Raw genomic sequence first — 17,283 nt, 5'->3', positions numbered from 1 at the left:
ACCAGCGCCAGCGGAATGCCGATGATGAGCACAGACGTGCCGGCGGTGAGCGAGATGCCGACTACCGTCCAGGTGAAGTAGAAGATGCCGGTGATAAGCGACAGCAACATATAGAGCAGGGCGCCGTACGTCTTGGGGTCGGAGACGACGCCGAAAAATCCGCCGTATCCGGATTCGATGCTGGGCTGTTTGGGGAAGGGGGTCGAGATCGTCGCTTCCATGTCGCGATATTCCTCGGCGATTTCCTGCGGCGATCCGTATGTTTCGACGACGGACGCCATGACCGCGGCTTCATCCATGTCCGGATTTTGCGCGATCTCCATGTTGAGATGCTCTTCGCAATCGGCGAGGGCATCGGCGATCAGCCCGCGCGGCGTCCCTTTCAGCGCGCGCCTCAGCTCGCTGAGATAGGTGCGGACGTTATCAGGCGGTTGCGCTGTATTCATTGCCCGTCCCTCCGGGGGTGACGCCGGCTTTCAGCGCATCGTCGACGAACTCGCGCATGTCGCGCCAAGCGAATTGCCATTCGGCCAGCGCTTTGCGGCCTTCGTCGGTGATGTTGTAGTAGCGGCGCGGCGGGCCGAAGGCCGAGGCTTCCACCCGGCTATTGAGCAGCCCGAGGGCGTTCAGCGACCTGAGAACGGGATAGATCGCGCCCTGTTTGAAGATCAATCCGCCTTCGCCTTCCGCCTTCACGGCCTTGGCGATCTCGTATCCGTACATTTCCCGTCCGGCGCGTGCGAGCACGGCCAGCAGGACCAGCGATGACAGTCCGGCCATTAGCTCCTTACGGAATTTGCGCGTGTATTGCGTTTCTTCGGTCACGTCACACTCGCGTCTTCTTCCGCCCTCTCGGCTATTGCGAAGTTATATCTAGCATGAACTTCACAATATGCAAGTGCCGAGTAGTGGCGACTTGATGGTATATCGCACTTGGCACCTGCATTGGTTAACGATTGATTACCAGGCCCCGGTTGGGCGTTGGCATAAGGGGGATGCAGCGAGGGCACGTCCTGGATGCAGGGGACTCGAAATAGTTTGAAACCGTCATAGGAGCAGGCTTCTACCGGGAGAGGCATCAAGCTGAGCCGCTGGCGCTGGTGTTGATGGGGCAGGGCTTGGTGTCATGGCAAACCGGAAACCGGCGTAAATCGCCCCCCAGCGCGGTCGCGCACGGTTAATCACTAGTTTACGGCTGCCCCGATAGGCTCGCGCGAGCCGCTTAGGGGTTATGGAAATGTGTGGAATTGCCGTTGCAATCGAATGGCCGGATGCGGCGAATGTCGTCAAGCGCCTGATTGACGGCATTGCTTCGCGCGGCGACGTCACCGATCCCTTGCGCCATCCGGTCGAGCCGGTGGCGATGTGCACGCGGCGCCTGCGGATCGTCGACCGCGACAACGCCGTCCAGCCGCAGCCTTCGTTCGACGGCAAGCTGGCGGTGTCGTTCAACGGCGAAATCTACAATTACCGGGCCTTGCGCGATGAACTTGCCGCCATGGGCGTGCCGTTCCGCACCGATTCCGATACCGAAGTGCTGGCGAATGCCTTGCGGGTCTGGGGCCATCATGCGCTCGCCAAGATCAGCGGCATGTATGCCTTCGTCGCCTACGAGATTGCCACCGGCCAGTTCCTCGCCGCCCGCGATCCGTTCGGCATCAAGCCGCTTTATGTCATGCAGAAGGACGGCGGCTTCCTGTTCTGTTCGGAAATTCGACCCTTGCTCAACACGGTGGACGAGGGCGACGTACTGGCCCTGCCGCCCGGATTCCTCCTCACCCACAACACCTGCGCGCCGTTCCCGTCGGCGGTGAAGGCGCCGGACGCGTTCCGCCCGACCGACCGCAAGGAACTCGACACGCTGATGCAGGCGGCGGTCGCCTCCCACATTCCGTCGGATCTGCCGTTCGCGATCATGTTCTCCGGCGGTATCGACTCCACCCTGGTCGCCCATTACGCCCGCCAGGTGCGACCCGAGACGCCCGGCTATTTTGTCGGCGGCCATGAGAGCGTCGATTATCCGTTCGCCGCCGCCTATGCCGAAGCGACCGGTTTCGACCTCAAGCACGTTCCGTTCGATCCCCACAGCGACAACACCTTTGCGCTGTTGTCGGAGGCCGTGGTCACCACCGAGAGCTTCGAGCCGGCGCTGGTGCGCGGTGCCGTGGTATCGCTGGCGGTGTCGAAGGCGATCCAGAAGGACAATATCCGCGTCGCGCTGTGTGGCGAGGGCGCCGATGAGCTGTTCTGCGGTTATACGCCGCTGGAAAAGGCGTTCGGCCTCGACGAGACCTATGGCCGCGCGATGCGCGAGGAATGCCTCGGCCTGATGCATCGCATTTCGCTGCAGCGCGTCGATCGTTGCTCGATGCATCACAATCTCGAGACCCGCGTGCCGTTCCTCGATCCGAGACTCGCCAATTATGCGCGCGGGCTCGAGGCCACCGATCTGGTGCGGAACGGGGTCGGCAAGGCGGCGTTGCGCGACCTGTTCGATCTCCATCCCAAAGAGCTTCCGAGCGTCATCCGCGACCGCTCGAAGATCCTGTTCAGCGAAGGCGCCGGACTCAAGGCGAGCCCCGAGGAATATGCCTGGGACGACCGCTTCGAAGATGCCATCGATGACATCGAATTCGTCGACGGCCTCAAGCAATACGCCGGATTCAATCTGCATTCGAAGGAAGAGCTGTATTACCTGCGCCTGCTGCATCAAGGCATGGATGTTTTCCGCGTGCCGCAACTGCGCGGCCGAGCCCGTATCACGGTGACGCCGCCGGCCGCTGCGAAAACGGCATAGGGGTTACGCGGAACCCGGCTCCCGGGCTAAGCTGGCGCGTGGTATCGACGGCGCGCCATGGACCTGAAGGCCTATCTCGACCGCATCCGCTACGACGGGCCGCTGCACCGCGACCTCGCCACGCTGGCGGCTTTGCATCGCGCCCATCTGTTCGCCATCCCTTACGAAAATCTCGACGTTCAGCTCGGCAATGCGGTGACGACGTCGCTGCCGCAGGTTTTCGACAAGATCGTCACCGGCCGGCGCGGCGGCTGGTGCTACGAGATGAACGGGCTGTTCGGCTGGGCGCTCGGCGAACTCGGCTTCAAGGTGACGCGCTGCGCCGGCGCGGTGATGCGCGAGGATCGCGGCGACGAAGCGGTCGGCAATCACCTGGTGTTGAAAGTGGTGCTGGACGAGGGCGTGTTCCTCGCTGATGTCGGCTTCGGCGATGGCCCGTTGGAGCCCATTTTCATCGTCTCGGGCCCGTTCGTCAGTCATGGCTTCGAATTCGCACTGACGCGCACCGAAGACGACTGGTGGCGGCTGCATCATCATGCCTTGGGCGGCGTGTCGTCGTTCGATTTCCGGCTTGAAGCCGCCGACGAAGGCTTGCTCACGCAACGCTGCCAGTGGCTGCAATCGACGCCGGCATCGCCGTTCGTGCAGAACGCCGTGCTGCAGCATCATGCTTCCGACGGCGTCTGGCAGATGCGCGGTCGCGTCCTGCGCAAGACGACGCCGTCCGGCAAACAGGATCACCTCGTCGCCGACGCGCCGGAATACCTCGGCATCCTCTCCGAAGTGTTCAATCTCCACCTCCCCGAAGCCGCCACCCTATGGCCCCGCATCTGCACCCGGCACGAGGAATTGGTGCGGGAGAAGGAAGAGAGCAATCGCAAAGGCTCAACCTCCTGAAGTGCCCCGCGCGCATGATCTCAGTGGTACGCAGCATGCCTGTGCGCGGGGCCGCGAAGGATGACCTCACCGCAAACGACAGCGCCTATTTCGCCGCCATCTCGAGCGCCATTTTCTCGACCTTGACGTAATCGGTCTTGCCGGTGCCGAGCACGGGGATGTCGGGGACGTAGATGATCTTCCGCGGGATCGCCAGTTCGGAGACGCCGTGATTATGCACCCAGCCGACCATTTCCATGCGGCTGGCTTCGGGATTGGTGGTGACCAGCGTCACCGCTTCGCCCTTGCGCCCGTCGGGGAAAGCGACGGCGGCGTGCGAAAATTCCGGCCACACCGCCGAGGCGCAGTTTTCCACCACCGCCAGCGACACGACTTCGCCGCCGACCTTGGCGAACCGCTTCATGCGGCCCTTGATGGCGATGAAGCCGTCTTCGTCGATGGCGACCACGTCGCCGGTATCGTGCCAGCCGTCCTTTACCGGCTCGATCACGCCCGGATTGTCGTGGCGGATGTAGCCGAGCATCACGTTCGGGCCCTTGAGAAACAGCCGTCCGGCGCCGGGAATGCCTTCCACCGGTTCGAGCCGCGCCGTCATGCCGGGCATCAGGCGGCCGACGGTGCCGGGACGCGCCGCGCCGGGCTGATTGACCGCGGCGACCGGCGAGGTCTCGGTGACGCCGTAGCCTTCCAGGATGTCCATCGCGTATTTGCGGCGGAGGAGCTGGCGGGTTTCGTCGCGCACGCGCTCGGCACCGCAGATCGCCATGCGCAGCGAGTTGAGGTCGCCCTGCTCGCCGGCGCGGGCGTATTGCGACATGAAGGTGTCGGTGGAGAGCAGGATGGTGGCGCCGTGCGCCTTGATGCGGCGGACGATCTCGTGCGGCTGCAGCGGCGTCGGATGATAGATCGACTTCATGCCGAGCAGCAGCGGCATCAGCGCGCCGCCGGTCAGGCCGAAGCAGTGGAAGGTCGGCAGCGGATTGAACATCGCGTCGTTGGGATAGAGCGCGACGTGAGCGCGGCATTGTTCGACGTTGGACAGGATGTTGGAATGGCTGAGCGCCACGCCTTTCGGCAGGCCTTCGGTGCCGGAGGTGAACAGGATCACCGCCAGTTCGTTGGCGGCGCCGTTGCGCGACACCAGACCCGGCAGGAACTGGCCGACGCCTGCGGTCAGCTTGTCCATCAGCCCGAGTTTTTCGCGCACGTCTTCGAGGTAGACCACCTCGGCGACGTTGGAGAGTTCGCCGGCAAGGTTTTCGAGCTTGGCGAGTTCGATGAAGCGGCGGGCGGTGACGACCTTCTTGATCTTGGCGGTACGCAGCGCACTGGTCACGCCGGCGGCGCCGTTGGTGAAGTTGAGCATCGCCGGCACGCGATTAAAGGCGGTGACGGCGAAGAAGGAAATGATGGCGCCGGCCGAAGTCGGCAGCATGATGCCCACGGCTTCGCGCGGCTTGGTGCCCTTCTTCAGGGCGTGGCCGAGGGCGAGGGCGGCGCGCAGGATGTCGTCATACGTCAGCACGCGATCGTCGCCGTCGACGATGATCGGGCGTTTGCCGCCGTAAAGCGTCCGCGCGTCGGCGAGCGCCTGGAAGATCGACTTCTTCGTCCGAACCATGTCGAACGGCACCAACTCTTCGCCCGATGCGGCGGCGATTGTCGCGACTGCCAAATGCTCCTCCCCCAGGATGGCGAGCACCGCTCGCGCCTTGGCTGTTCTTTTTATAAACCTAACGAAACCCGCCGCTTATGGGTAGTGCCAAGTTGGCGTGCCGCCACGGACGGACTCAAATCCGGAGCGGCTCTCTATTGTTTCGGCCGCGCGAACGCAAGCCGGCCCACACCCGACCGATCCGTACAGTTGGCGGTTAAGCGGTCTCGAGCTTGGCCCTAATGATCGCTTCGACCTTGCGGAAGTCGGGCTTTCCGGTGCCGAGGACCGGAATCTCGTCGGCTATGAAGATGCGGCGCGGCACGGCCAGTTCGCTGACCCCGTGACGCTGTGCCCACACCAGAAGATCGGCGCGCTTGGCCTCGGGATTGGTGGTCAGGAGCACGATCTGCTCGCCCTTGCGCTCGCCGGCGATGGCGATGGCGGCGTGCATATGGTCCGGCCACAGCGAGCTGGCGCAGTTTTCCACCACGCCGAGCGATACCGTCTCGCCGCCGACATTGGCAAAGCGCTTGAGCCGCCCGCGGATGGTCATGATGCCGTCGTCGTCGACCGAGACCACATCGCCGGTGTCGTGCCAGCCGTCTTGGGGCGGATCGATCACGCCGGGATTTTCCGGTTTGATATAGCCGAGCATGACATTGGGGCCGCGCACGAACAGGCGCCCCGCACCGGGGATGCCTTCGGCGGGCTTCAGGCAGGCTTCCATGCCGGGCATGATTCGGCCGATCGTGCCGGGGTGAAGATCGCCGGGCTGCTGGGCGGCGACGATGGGCGAGCACTCGGTCAGGCCGTAGCCTTCGACGATTTCGAGATTGTGCTTCTTGCTGAGCAGGCGCCGGGTTTCGTCACGCACCTTTTCGGCGCCGCATACTGCCATGCGGACGGTATTGAATTCGCCGGGTTCGGCGATGCGCCCGTATTGCGACATGAAGGTGTCGGTCGAAAAGAAAATGGTGGCGCAGGTTTCCTTCACCCGCTTGACGATCTCGTGCGGCCGCAAGGGGGTGGGGTGAAGCACCATCTTGGTGCCGGTGAACAAGCCGAGCAACGCGCCGACCAGGCCGTAGCAATGGAATGTCGGCATCGAATTGAACCAGATGTCGTGCGGGTAGAAGGCCTCGTGACGGCAGACCTGCACGATATTGGTGAGGACATTGCGATGCGACAGAGCCACGCCCTTGGGTTCGCCTTCGGTGCCCGACGTGAACAGGATCACCCCGGGATTGTCGTGGTGCGGGCTCGACGCCACCAGCTTGGGCATGAACTGGCCGAGGCCGGCGGCGAGCTTGTCGCGCAGCCCCAGCTTGGCGCGCACGTCTTCGAGATAGACGAGGTGGACTTTCTTCGACAGTTCGGCGGCGAGGTCTTCCAGCTTGGCCAGTTCGATGAACTTGCGGGCGGTGATCACGCGCTGCACCACGGCGGTCTTCATGGCACTCAGCATGCCGGCGGCGCCGCTGGTGAAGTTCATCATGGTCGGGATGCGGCCGAACGCCGACACGGCAAAGAACGAGATGATCGAGCCGGCCGACGTCGGCAGCATGATGCCGACATTCTCGCCGCGGGCGGTACCGCTCTTGAGCGCATGACCCAGCGCCAGCGTGGCGCGGACCATTTCGTCGTAGCTGAGTTTGCGATCGTCGCTGTCGACCAGGCACACGCGCTTGCCGCCGAATTTCTCGCGCGCATCGAGCAAGGCCTGGAACATGGTCTTCTTGGCTTGAATGAGGTCGTGGGGGGCGAGAGGATGGCCCGCGAAGACGGCAACGCCGGCAGAACTCACGTTGTTTTCTCCCAGGGGGTCGGGTTCGTCCCGTCCCGCGTTTTGAGGCCGGCAAACCTAGTCGAACCCCGGCCGCGGCGGTAGTGCGGCGTGAATGTTGTCAACATCTTGGCAAGCCGGGGCCTTGGACTCGGCGTGCCCGGCGTCCTATATGCACATTCATGACCGTCGTCATCGACCAAAACGAGCAAGATCGCCGCGCCCGCCATCCCGAGAAGGCGCATCGCCCCGACAACCCCATCCAGCGCAAGCCGGAGTGGATACGGGTGAGGGCGCCCGGAGGCCGCGAATACGCCAGCACCGAAAACGTGGTGCGCGCGCATGGCCTGCATACGGTGTGCGAGGAGGCCGGCTGCCCCAATATCGGCGAGTGCTGGACCCACCGGCACGCCACCATGATGATCCTGGGCGACACCTGCACCCGGGCCTGCGCCTTCTGTAACGTCAAGACCGGCTTGCCGGGCCCGGTGGATGCGGCCGAGCCGGCGCATCTGGCCGAAGCGGTGAGCCGGCTGGGGCTGAAGCACGTTGTCGTGACCAGCGTCGACCGCGATGACTTGGCCGACGGCGGCGCCCAGCACTTCGCCGCCACCATCCTGGCGATCAAGGCCGCCAGTGCCGACACCACGGTGGAGGTGCTGACCCCCGATTTCCGCGGCAAGGCCGGCGCAGTGGAAACCGTGATGGCGGCGCGCCCCGATGTCTTTAACCATAATCTCGAAACCGTGCCGCGGCTCTACCTGACGATCCGGCCGGGCGCGCGCTACTACGCCTCGCTGCGCCTCTTGGACCGCGCCAAGGAGCTGATGCCCGACGGCTTCACCAAGTCGGGGCTGATGGTCGGTCTCGGCGAAACCCGCGAAGAGATCATGCAGGTGATGGACGATCTGCGCACCGCCGGCGTCGATTTCCTCACCATCGGCCAGTATCTGCAGCCGACCAGGAAGCACGCCGCGCTCGACCGCTTCTGGACGCCCGAAGAGTTCAAGGGCCTCGAAGCCACCGCCCGCGCCAAGGGCTTCCAGATGGTATCGGCGACGCCGCTGACCCGTTCGTCCTATCACGCCGACGCCGATTTTGCGCAGCTCAAAGCCGCGCGGGACGAGATTCTGGCAAGGTAACTTTCCTCCCCCGCGGATCTCCGCCGCCGGAGCCGCACACCGTTGGAAGAGCGGGGGAGGTGTCGCGAAGCGACGGAGGGGGCACGACAGACGCAAGCATGACCACGCACACCGAAACCCGCATTCTGCCGTACACGGCCGATCTGATGTACGCCGTCGTCGCCGATGTGGAGAAGTATCCGCAGTTCCTGCCATGGGTGACCGGCCTTCGCATCGCACGCCGCCTCAGCGACACGGTGTTCGATGCCGAAATGCGCGTCGGCTTTGCGGGCTTATCGGAGCGCTACATCAGCCGCGTCACTCTCGATCCCGCCGCGCACACGATCGATGTGGTGAAGACCGAAGGCGGCCCGTTCCGCACGTTGGAAAACCGCTGGCGCTTCACGCCCAAAAGCGAGACGACTTGCGAAGTGAACTTCGCCATCGCGTTCAAGTTCAAGAACCCGATCCTCAACGCCGTCGCCGGCCGCGCCTTCCAGACCGTGATGCTGCAAATGTCCGCCGCGTTCGAAGCCCGCGCGCGCGGAATGAAAAGGTGAATGTGTCCCGGGCGAAGCGGCGAGGGCGCAGACCCGGGACCCAGGTATTTCCAGCAAGATGATGCCTGCGAACGTGCAAAACTGCCGCGCAACGCCGCCGTCACCGCGCGCACGTCGTTACCAGGATCCCCTTCCCCTCGCTACGCCGACGCTTGCTCGGCCGGGGACGACAATTACCGCGCCGCGGTGAAGGTCACGCGCTGGTCGGTTTGGCTCTTGAACTGCAGCGTGATCTTTTCGACGGTACCGTGCTGTTCGGCGCCGATCACGCGCACGGCCGTGAAGGTGGTGCGCAGGACCTCACCCTTGATCGACACGTCGAACAGGATGCGGTCGAAGAAGGTCTTGTCGGCCACCGCCTTGTCGAGCGCGGCATGATCGCCGGTCATCTCGAACCAGAACACCTTGGTCGGGCTCGACCAGAACCAGCGGCCGGAACGGGTGTCGGTTCCCCACAGGCCGATCGCGATCCAGCCTTGGTGCTGGAGCTCGGTGGCGGAACCCTTGATGGCGCCGATTTTCACGAAGCTGCCGTCGGCGAAGGCCGGCGCGGCAAGACACAATGCAACGAAAGCGAACGCGGCAAGACGATGAGCGCGCATGAGCGCCTCCCTCCACGAACACTGCCTACATTCTACGCCCGATCGCTGCTCGTTTGATATAGAAACGAAATTGCGTGTTTCAGAGCAATTTGAGAAGAAGTCGAAGTGCCGCCTCAACCGTCTTGAGTCGCACGCGATCGCGACCGACGTCGCCGAAACGGTGCTCTTCGTGCAGCGTGGAGCCGCCCGCCGCCGCGATATGCACCAGGCCGACCGGCTTGGCGTCGGTTCCGCCGCCAGGGCCCGCCACACCCGTGACCGCCACGGCGAGTTGTGCCTGCGAATGCTGCACGGCGCCTTCCGCCATGGCGCGCGCCACCGGTTCCGACACCGCGCCATGCGCATCGATCAGCGCCATCGCGACGCCGAGCATCTCGGCCTTGGCTTCGTTGGAATAGGTGACGAAACCGCGTTCCACCACGTCGGACGAGCCCGGCACTTCGGTCAATAGCCCCGCGATCAGCCCGCCGGTGCAGCTTTCCGCCGTGGCAATGCGTAGGCCCTTGGCCTTGGCTTCGGTCAACACGGTGGCGGCCAACGCGGTCAGGCGGGGCGGAAACATCAAATAAACCCGGAGTAAGCGAACAGGAACACGACGAAACCGGCGATGGCGCCCGCCACCACGTCGTCGGCCATAATGCCGAGACCGCCGCGCAGGGTCTCGGCTTTGTTGATCGGCCACGGCTTGGCGATGTCGAACAGCCGGAACAGAAGAAACGCCATCACGAAGCCGCCCCAGGAGAGCGCCGGTTCGCCCGGCATTGCCGCCATCCCGCCTATGGCGCAGGCGAACCACTGGCCGGCGAATTCGTCGATGACGCAATCCTGGGGATCGGTGATGCCGGTTTCGAGGCCGTAGCCGTCGGCGACCCAGACGCCGAACAACGTCGTCACCAGCGCCAGCACCATCACCGCGATCCAGCCGCCGAGCCACATCAGCGGCACCGCGAGGACGATGGCGGCGAGACTGGCGACGGTGCCGGGCGCCTTGGGCACGCGGCCGAGGCCGAACACGGTCGAGAATTGGGCGAAGATGGTCATGGCAGGCGCACCGTGGCGATGGCCTCCGCGGCGATACCTTCGCGGCGGCCGGTGAATCCGAGGCCCTCGGTGGTGGTCGCCTTCACCGACACGCGCGAAATCTCGATTTTCAGGATCTCGGCGATCTTGGCGCGCATCGCGTCGCGGTGGGAGCCGACCTTGGGCCGTTCGCAGATGATGGTCACGTCGACATGGGTGATGGCGCCGCCTTTGGCGCGCACCAGCCCCGCGGCATGATCGAGGAAGATCGACGAGGTGGCGCCGCGCCAGCGTTCGTCAGAGGGCGGAAAATGCATGCCGATGTCGCCGTCGGCGATGGTGCCGAGCAGGGCGTCGGTCAGGGCGTGCAGCGCCACGTCGGCGTCGGAATGGCCGACCAGACCCTCCGTATGCGGAATTTTCAGGCCGCCGAGCCAGATGTGGTCGCCGGGGCCGAATTTGTGGACGTCGAAACCGGTGGCGGTACGGGTGTCGCCGAGCCGCGCCGCCAGGAAGATCTGGGCGGTGGTGAAATCCTCGGGCGTGGTGACTTTCATGTTGTTGGTTTCTCCCACGGTGGCGACGATTTTGTGGCCGGCCAGTTCCGCCAGCGCGGTGTCGTCGGTGACGTCCTCAGCGGCGAAGGCGCGATGGGCGGCAAGGATCGCGGCGAAGCGGAAGCCCTGCGGCGTCTGGGCGCGAAGCAGCCCCTCGCGCGGCACCGTCACCCACTTGCCGTTCTCGAGCTTGCGCAGCGTGTCGGACACCGGCACATGCGGCACCGCGCCGTCGGCGCCGTCCACCAGCGCCGCGATCACGCCGTCGATCAGCTTGGTCGACACGAACGGGCGGGCGGCGTCATGGATGAGGACGTAGTCGGGCGCTTCGGGTTCGAGCAATTCCAGCCCGCGACGCACGGTTTCCTGCCGGGTCGCGCCGCCGGTACCCGCCGGCCGGAGGCTCATCCCGGCGACGGCGTCGTCGTAGAGCGCCTGCTGGTCGGGCCCGATCATCACCTGGACGAGGGCGTCGGGGTAGTCGGCGAACGCCTCCAGCGTCCAGCGCAGCATCGGCTTGCCGAGCAGCAGGGCGTACTGCTTGGGGCGAGCCCCCCCGGCACGCACGCCCTTGCCGGCGGCTACGATCAGAATGGCGACACGGGGCATCTCGGAATCACTCGGGGCTGCGGCACGCTTGGTAGCACGGCCCCGGCCCGCTCTGCACGATCGCCGGCCCCGGTCCGGGTAGATGCGAATTGCCGCCTCAACCCTGGCTTTTGTGTGCGGTTTGGGCGCACGGGCAAATGCCATCATCGGACATGGTTGGGGACATTCCCGCGCCCCGGTTTACGCCTGCGTAACGAGCCGATTTTTACGGTGCCCGCGCCTGCACCATTGATTCATCCCGGAGATTTCATGTTCCGCTCCTTGGCGAAAGCCCAAACCCCGCGCACCGCCCGCCTCGACGATGATCGCCCGGACGACACCGAAGTGATCGCTTTCATCGAGCACATCATCGCTGGGGAGTGCACGACAAGGTTGCAGTCCAACCATCCGCTGGCGGGCTCGCTCAACAAGCTGGTTGAGAACATGTGCCGGACCCGGCGCGAGGACATCGACCGCGCGGTGAAAGTTTCCATTCAGACCAGCAAGTCGGCGATCCAGTCGGCGCATGTGGTGTCGGACCTGCGCGAGATCAGCGACGCGGTGGAAGCGATGGCGGCATCGTCCGAAGAAATGGTCGCCTCGGTCCGCGAGATCAAGGACACCGGCCAGGAGATCGCCGAGAAAGCGCGAGTTTCCAACGAGGCGACGAAAGCGAGCGCCGTGTCGGTGCAGGATGCCTCGACGGTGATGGATGACATCGCGGTAGTCGTCAACGACACGGTGACCGGCATCGACCGGCTGAATGCCTTCACCCGCGAAATCGCCACCATGGCCGACACCATCAAGACGATCGCGGCGCAGACCAACATGCTGTCGCTGAATGCGGCGATCGAGGCGGCCCGCGCCGGCGATGTCGGCCGCGGCTTTGCCGTGGTGGCGGGCGAGGTGCGCGCCCTGTCGGCCAAGACGACCGAAACCACGCGCGGCATCGACACGCTGGTCGACAGCCTGCAGAGCGAAATGACCGGCATCACCGAAGCGATGGAGCGCAGCCGGACCGTCGTCGCCAAAGGCGGCGCGGCGGTCGCCAAGGCCTCGCACGAGATGGAAAACGTCACCTTTCTGACCGAGGAGATGACCCAGAACGTCCGCCAGATTTCCGAAGTGCTGGCGCAGCAGGCCGAGGCGTCGCAACAGGTCGCCGACGGCATCCTCGACATTGCCTCGCGCACCTCCAGCAATGTCGCGGCGATCGAGGAAACGGTCGATTGCGTCGGCGCGATCGAAACCAGCATGGACCAGTGGGTGGTAGCGCTCGCCGAGGCGCAGGTGCCGGGCAAGATCATCAAGCTCGCCAAATCGGACCATGTCGGCTGGAAAAAGAGACTCATGCGCATGGCGGTCGGCCGCGAGCATGTCGATCCGTCCCAGCTCAGCGACCACCACGCCTGCCGCCTCGGCAAATGGTACGACGGCTGCGAAGAAGACAAATACCGGTTGCACCCGTCGTTTGCGGCCATCCGCAATCCCCACGAGGCCCTGCACAGCCACGGCCGCCTCGCGGCGCGCCTCTATAACGAGGGCAATGTGGCGGGGGCGCTGGCCGAGATCGAAAAGGTCGAAACCGCGTCGGAAGAGGTGCTCCGCCACCTCGACATGCTCGACGGCTTGGCCTCTGGCTGAATCCACGGCCACTCGGCCGGATCGTTCATCGTGCTGTAGCTATGGGAGCGCAGGGTATACCGGCCCGAGCGGCGGGCCGTCCGCTCGCCTGCGACGTTCGGATGCGGTAATCTTACCCGCAGGCAGGCAGCAGACCTGTTGCACACTTTGACGGCAACGTCCTATCATGCCCAAGTATTAGGCATGGACGATTACGTGGCCACTCACCCCTTCGATCTTCCCGCGACAGCTCAGATTGCCAGCGCTTTGCCGATGCCGGTGATCGTGGTCGGGCCGCAGTTGCAGATCGTCTTCGTCAATCCCGCCGCCGAACAGTTCTTCTCGACCGGCGCCGGGCACCTGAAAAAGCAAACCCTCAAGGACCTGATCCCGTTCGGCAGCCCGGTGCTGCAACTGGTCGGCCAAGCGCTCGAGCGGCGTTCGTCGGTGAACGAGCGTCACGTCGATCTGACGACGCCCCGTCATGGCGATCATGTCGCCGACGTAACCGTCAGTCCACTGATCGAACCCGAAGGCACCGTCGTCATCACGCTGCAGGAGAGGAGCCTCGCCCAGCGCATCGACAAGCAGCTGATCGCCCGCGGCGCGGTACGCTCGATGCACGGCATGGCGTCGGTCCTGGCGCATGAGATCAAGAACCCGCTCGCCGGCATCCGCGGCGCGGCGCAACTCATCGAACAGCAGCTGCCGCCCGACGATCACGAGCTGACCCAGCTGATCCAGTCCGAGACCGACCGCATCCGCGGCCTGATCGATCGCTTCGAGAGTTTTGGCGACACCCGCAGCTTCCCGCGCGCGCCGGTCAACATTCACGAGGTGCTGGATCGCGTCCGCCGCGTCGCCGAATCGAGTTTTGGGCGCAATGTGAAGTTCATCGAGAATTTCGATCCGTCGCTGCCACGCGTGCTCGGCGATCACGACCAGCTGATCCAGGTATTTCTCAATCTGGTGCGCAACGCCACCGATGCGCTGCCGGAGCAGGGCGGCGAGATCACGCTGACCACCGGCTATCGCCCCGGCGTGAAATTCGGCGCCGCGGTGGCGGGCGAGCGCGTCAGCCTGCCGCTCGAGGTGACGGTGCGCGACAACGGCCAGGGCATTCCGTCCGATCTGATGCCCTACATTTTCGATCCTTTCGTCACCACCAAGCGCGGCGGTTCGGGGCTGGGGCTGGCGCTGGTGGCGAAAATCATTGGCGACCATGGCGGCGTGATCGAATGCGATTCCGTACCGCGCCGGACGGTTTTCCGCATCCTGTTGCCGAAGGCCACGACCGGAGTTGAGGAGAACACGAATGCCTGATGGCACCATCCTGATTGCCGACGACGATTCCGCCATTCGCACGGTGCTGAACCAGGCACTGGGGCGGGCGGGTTACAGCGTGCGCACCACGGGGACCGCGGCGGGCCTGTGGCGGTGGGTATCGGCCGGCGACGGCAATCTCGTCATCACCGACGTGGTGCTGCCCGACGAGAACGGCTTCGACCTGATCCCGCGCATCAAGCGGCTGAGGCCCGATCTGCCGATCGTGGTGATGAGCGCACAGAACACCATTCTGACAGCGATTACCGCCGCCGAGCGCGGCGCCTTCGACTATCTGCCCAAGCCGTTCGACCTCAAGGAGCTGACGGCCGTCGTCCAGCGCGCCCTGGCGGTGCCGCAAAAGGCGCGCGATATCCAGGCTGAAGTCGACGGCGAAGAGAACGGGCTGCCGCTGATCGGCCGCTCGCCGGCGATGCAGGAAATCTATCGCGTCATCGCGCGGCTGACCCAGACCGACCTCACCGTGATGATCATGGGCGAGAGCGGCACCGGCAAGGAATTGGTGGCGCGCGCCCTGCACGATTACGGCAAGCGCCGGCACGGCACCTTCGTTGCGGTCAACATGGCGGCGATCCCGAAGGAGCTGGTCGAAAGCGAGCTGTTCGGTCACGAGCGCGGCGCGTTTACTGGCGCCACCAATCGCGGCATCGGCCGCTTCGAGCAGGCCGAAGGCGGCACGCTGTTCCTCGACGAGATCGGCGACATGCCGCTGGAGGCGCAAACCCGGTTGCTGCGCGTGCTGCAGCAGGGCGAATACACCACCGTCGGCGGCCGCACGCCGATCAAGACCGATGTGCGCATCATCGCCGCCACCAACCGCGACCTGCGTCAGTTGATCCAGCAGGGGCTGTTCCGCGAGGACCTCTATTACCGCCTCAATGTCGTGCCGCTGCGGCTGCCGCCGTTGCGCGAGCGCGCCGAGGACATCGCCGATCTCGTCCGCCACTTCCTGCGCAAGGCGGAGGAGGAGGGCTTGCCGGCGAAGCATCTCGACCCCGAAGCGCTGGAGTTGCTGCGCCATCACCGCTGGCCCGGCAACGTCCGCGAGTTGGAGAACCTGATCCGGCGTCTGGCGGTGCTGCATTCCGGCGACGCGATTCCGGCCGCCGCAGTCGCCGCCGAGTTGAAGGAGCCGGCCAAGACCTCGAGCGCCGAGGAAGGCGAGGAGCCGATTTCGCTCAGCGCCGCGGTAGAACGGCACCTGACCAAGTATTTCGCTGCCGCCGGCGATCGCCTGCCGCCGCCGGGACTCTATGACCGGGTGCTGCAGGAAATCGAACGGCCGCTGCTGTCGATCTGCCTCGCCGCCACCCGCGGCAACCAGATTCGTGCCGCCCACCTGCTCGGCCTCAACCGCAACACGTTACGCAAGAAAATCCGTGACTTAGGCCTGGAAGTGATTCGCGGTCTCAAAGCGGATTAGGCCATTCCGGTCCCCTGCTTCCGACGGCTGCAGGGGCGTTGGCCTCCATGCCCAGGACGAGGCTTGCCGAGCTGCTCGCACGCCGCAATGTCATCGCCCGCCGATGCGGGCGACCCAGGTTGTGTTGCTCGATTTTCGCTGGAAAACGCACCGTTTCCGCGCCTTGGTGCGCACGACCCTGGACGCCCCGCAGCCGCGGGCAATGACAAAGAGGGGTGGCGGCGCGCGGGGTGACTGTCGCAGGCCTTCGCCACAAATCTGCCTGCAATTTAACCCTAACCACAGCTATCACCATTGCATTCTTGCAACAGGTGGCGAGTGCGCTACACTGTGGCTTTCCGGAGCGGTTGGCGGCTTCTGGTTCCGCACCGGGCATAAACGGTTGGGAATGGAAACAACAAACGTCGTAAAAACGTCTGGTTCGACCGGGCTGTCGGGAGCGGCCTGGTTAGCCATAGGCATGGCAGTCCTGTCGCTGGCATCGGGCGCCTATCTCTACCTGACGCTGAAGGGACTGACGCCGTCCAACTTGACCCCACCGACACTGATCGCGCTTGGCATCTTCAACCTGGCCATGGTGCTCGGGTTGGGCACCTTGGTGGCGTGGCGGCTGGTGCGGCTGTGGGCCGAGCGCCGGTCCGGCCGGGCGGGGGCGCGGCTGCATTCGCGGCTGGTGGTGACCTTCAGCCTTGTTGCCGTGGTGCCGACGATCCTCGTCGCGGTGTTCGCCGCGGTGACGCTCAACCTTGGCGTCGAGTCCTGGTTTTCGAGCCATGTGAAAGGCGCGCTGCGCGGCGCCCTCAACATCTCCCAGGACTACGCCATCGAGCACGAACGCGGCATCATGACCGACGCGCTGCAGATCGCCTATGGCGTGCAGAGCGATCCGCAGATCATCGACGTGCAGCACCGCAAGGTCGATCGCCCGCTGATGTTCGCCAAACTCGAAGAACTGACCAAGAGCCATGCGCTGAGGGCGTCGTTCGTGGTCGACAGCCATGGCACGGTGCTGGGCAGTTCGGTGTCGCTCAAGGGCCTGCCGGTCGATTATGCGACGGCGCTGGTGCCGACCGCCGATGACATCACCGATGCCGCTGCCGGCAAGGTCGTGTTCGGCGGCGATTCCGAGCACGGCGTGGTGCATGCGCTGGTGCAGTTGAAGACGTTGAACGACGCCTATCTTTTGGTGGTTCGTACCGTCGATCCGAAAATCCTCGGCTATTACCAGCACACCCAGGACGTCATCGCCGAATATCATTCGCTGGAAGAGAGCCGCTCCAACGTCCAGTTGATCTTCGCCGGACTTTACGC

General features: G+C 64.7%; 15 protein-coding genes and 1 pseudogene. 8 read left to right on the top strand and 8 right to left on the bottom strand.

Annotated features, from left to right (window positions below; translation table 11 throughout):
- Together AC1P6P_RS20660 and AC1P6P_RS20655 are read right to left on the bottom strand one after the other, a co-directional pair.
- Nucleotides 1-446 (bottom strand): DUF1700 domain-containing protein (locus AC1P6P_RS20660; RefSeq protein WP_481404336.1); only part of this gene is annotated, 446 nt, incomplete at its 3' end.
- Nucleotides 424-825, bottom strand: coding sequence for a PadR family transcriptional regulator (locus AC1P6P_RS20655; protein ID WP_481404335.1), 402 nt, complete (start codon nt 823-825; stop codon nt 424-426). The genes AC1P6P_RS20660 and AC1P6P_RS20655, both read right to left, overlap by 23 nt.
- 412 nt (nt 826-1,237) lie before the next feature.
- Here AC1P6P_RS20655 and AC1P6P_RS20650 point away from each other — a divergent pair, with 412 nt between their 5' ends.
- The gene (locus AC1P6P_RS20650; protein ID WP_481404334.1) at nt 1,238-2,797 is read left to right on the top strand and encodes an asparagine synthetase B family protein; all 1,560 of its coding nucleotides are present in this window, start codon (nt 1,238-1,240) and stop codon (nt 2,795-2,797) included.
- A gap of 57 nt (nt 2,798-2,854) precedes the next feature.
- Nucleotides 2,855-3,694, top strand: a complete 840-nt coding sequence (locus tag AC1P6P_RS20645; protein WP_481404333.1) for an arylamine N-acetyltransferase family protein — start codon at nt 2,855-2,857, stop codon at nt 3,692-3,694.
- Between the two features lie 85 nt (nt 3,695-3,779).
- Here the strand turns inward: AC1P6P_RS20645 and AC1P6P_RS20640 are convergent, their stop codons facing one another.
- Both AC1P6P_RS20640 and AC1P6P_RS20635 read right to left on the bottom strand, forming a co-directional pair.
- Complete coding sequence (locus AC1P6P_RS20640) at nt 3,780-5,369, bottom strand: AMP-binding protein (RefSeq protein WP_481404332.1); 1,590 nt, start codon at nt 5,367-5,369, stop codon at nt 3,780-3,782.
- Between the two features lie 196 nt (nt 5,370-5,565).
- A complete protein-coding gene (locus AC1P6P_RS20635) occupies nt 5,566-7,155 on the bottom strand; it encodes an AMP-binding protein (protein WP_481404331.1) in 1,590 nt (529 codons plus the stop codon).
- Nucleotides 7,156-7,316: 161 nt separating this feature from the next.
- On the opposite strand from AC1P6P_RS20635, the gene lipA reads away from it, so the two are divergent.
- Both lipA and AC1P6P_RS20625 read left to right on the top strand, forming a co-directional pair.
- Nucleotides 7,317-8,276 carry a lipoyl synthase gene (gene lipA, locus AC1P6P_RS20630; protein ID WP_481404330.1) on the top strand — a complete coding sequence of 320 codons (960 nt, stop codon included), beginning with the start codon at nt 7,317-7,319 and terminating at the stop codon, nt 8,274-8,276.
- A 98-nt stretch (nt 8,277-8,374) separates the two neighbouring features.
- A complete protein-coding gene (locus tag AC1P6P_RS20625) occupies nt 8,375-8,815 on the top strand; it encodes a type II toxin-antitoxin system RatA family toxin (RefSeq protein ID WP_481404329.1) in 441 nt (146 codons plus the stop codon).
- A 173-nt stretch (nt 8,816-8,988) separates the two neighbouring features.
- Here AC1P6P_RS20625 and AC1P6P_RS20620 read toward each other — a convergent pair whose 3' ends face one another.
- The 4 genes from AC1P6P_RS20620 to AC1P6P_RS20605 all read right to left on the bottom strand — a co-directional run bounded on the left by AC1P6P_RS20620 (nt 8,989) and on the right by AC1P6P_RS20605 (nt 11,603).
- The gene (locus tag AC1P6P_RS20620) at nt 8,989-9,417 is read right to left on the bottom strand and encodes a hypothetical protein (protein WP_481404328.1); all 429 of its coding nucleotides are present in this window, start codon (nt 9,415-9,417) and stop codon (nt 8,989-8,991) included.
- A gap of 79 nt (nt 9,418-9,496) precedes the next feature.
- Nucleotides 9,497-9,979: a CinA family protein gene (locus AC1P6P_RS20615; RefSeq protein ID WP_481404327.1), complete on the bottom strand. Its 483-nt coding sequence runs from the start codon at nt 9,977-9,979 to the stop codon at nt 9,497-9,499.
- Nucleotides 9,979-10,458, bottom strand: a complete 480-nt coding sequence (locus tag AC1P6P_RS20610; RefSeq protein WP_481404326.1) for a phosphatidylglycerophosphatase A family protein — start codon at nt 10,456-10,458, stop codon at nt 9,979-9,981. The genes AC1P6P_RS20615 and AC1P6P_RS20610 overlap by 1 nt, the downstream gene beginning before the upstream one ends.
- Nucleotides 10,455-11,603, bottom strand: coding sequence for a bifunctional 2-C-methyl-D-erythritol 4-phosphate cytidylyltransferase/2-C-methyl-D-erythritol 2,4-cyclodiphosphate synthase (locus AC1P6P_RS20605; RefSeq protein ID WP_481404325.1), 1,149 nt, complete (start codon nt 11,601-11,603; stop codon nt 10,455-10,457). Before AC1P6P_RS20605 ends, AC1P6P_RS20610 begins: the two co-directional genes overlap by 4 nt.
- Nucleotides 11,604-11,852: 249 nt before the next feature.
- Between AC1P6P_RS20605 and AC1P6P_RS20600 the strand changes: the two genes are divergently transcribed.
- From AC1P6P_RS20600 to AC1P6P_RS20585, 4 genes and pseudogenes are all read left to right on the top strand, one after another.
- On the top strand, nt 11,853-13,226 hold the full coding sequence (locus AC1P6P_RS20600; protein WP_481404324.1) for a methyl-accepting chemotaxis protein: 1,374 nt from the start codon (nt 11,853-11,855) through the stop codon (nt 13,224-13,226).
- Between the two features lie 183 nt (nt 13,227-13,409).
- On the top strand, nt 13,410-14,528 hold the full coding sequence (locus AC1P6P_RS20595; RefSeq protein WP_481404323.1) for a two-component system sensor histidine kinase NtrB: 1,119 nt from the start codon (nt 13,410-13,412) through the stop codon (nt 14,526-14,528).
- Nucleotides 14,521-15,972 carry a nitrogen regulation protein NR(I) gene (gene ntrC, locus AC1P6P_RS20590; RefSeq protein ID WP_481404322.1) on the top strand — a complete coding sequence of 484 codons (1,452 nt, stop codon included), beginning with the start codon at nt 14,521-14,523 and terminating at the stop codon, nt 15,970-15,972. The genes AC1P6P_RS20595 and ntrC overlap by 8 nt, the downstream gene beginning before the upstream one ends.
- Nucleotides 15,973-16,432: 460 nt before the next feature.
- Nucleotides 16,433-17,283: pseudogene (locus tag AC1P6P_RS20585) on the top strand (hypothetical protein); the annotation flags it as partial.

The organism is Rhizomicrobium sp. (assembly GCF_056722145.1).
Note: the sequence above shows the minus strand (reverse complement) of the source record. Positions and strands in the feature narration are given on the sequence as shown.

What these genes read in the sequence shown, in the direction of transcription:
- AC1P6P_RS20605 (WP_481404325.1), bottom strand. Translation starts at nt 11,603, where the DNA reads ATGCCCCGTGTCGCCATTCTGATCGTAGCCGCCGGCAAGGGCGTGCGT.
- AC1P6P_RS20650 (WP_481404334.1), top strand. Translation starts at nt 1,238, where the DNA reads ATGTGTGGAATTGCCGTTGCAATCGAATGGCCGGATGCGGCGAATGTC.
- AC1P6P_RS20615 (WP_481404327.1), bottom strand. Translation starts at nt 9,979, where the DNA reads ATGTTTCCGCCCCGCCTGACCGCGTTGGCCGCCACCGTGTTGACCGAA.
- lipA (WP_481404330.1), top strand. Translation starts at nt 7,317, where the DNA reads ATGACCGTCGTCATCGACCAAAACGAGCAAGATCGCCGCGCCCGCCAT.
- AC1P6P_RS20610 (WP_481404326.1), bottom strand. Translation starts at nt 10,458, where the DNA reads ATGACCATCTTCGCCCAATTCTCGACCGTGTTCGGCCTCGGCCGCGTG.
- AC1P6P_RS20600 (WP_481404324.1), top strand. Translation starts at nt 11,853, where the DNA reads ATGTTCCGCTCCTTGGCGAAAGCCCAAACCCCGCGCACCGCCCGCCTC.
- AC1P6P_RS20620 (WP_481404328.1), bottom strand. Translation starts at nt 9,417, where the DNA reads ATGCGCGCTCATCGTCTTGCCGCGTTCGCTTTCGTTGCATTGTGTCTT.
- AC1P6P_RS20595 (WP_481404323.1), top strand. Translation starts at nt 13,410, where the DNA reads ATGGACGATTACGTGGCCACTCACCCCTTCGATCTTCCCGCGACAGCT.
- AC1P6P_RS20625 (WP_481404329.1), top strand. Translation starts at nt 8,375, where the DNA reads ATGACCACGCACACCGAAACCCGCATTCTGCCGTACACGGCCGATCTG.
- AC1P6P_RS20645 (WP_481404333.1), top strand. Translation starts at nt 2,855, where the DNA reads ATGGACCTGAAGGCCTATCTCGACCGCATCCGCTACGACGGGCCGCTG.
- ntrC (WP_481404322.1), top strand. Translation starts at nt 14,521, where the DNA reads ATGCCTGATGGCACCATCCTGATTGCCGACGACGATTCCGCCATTCGC.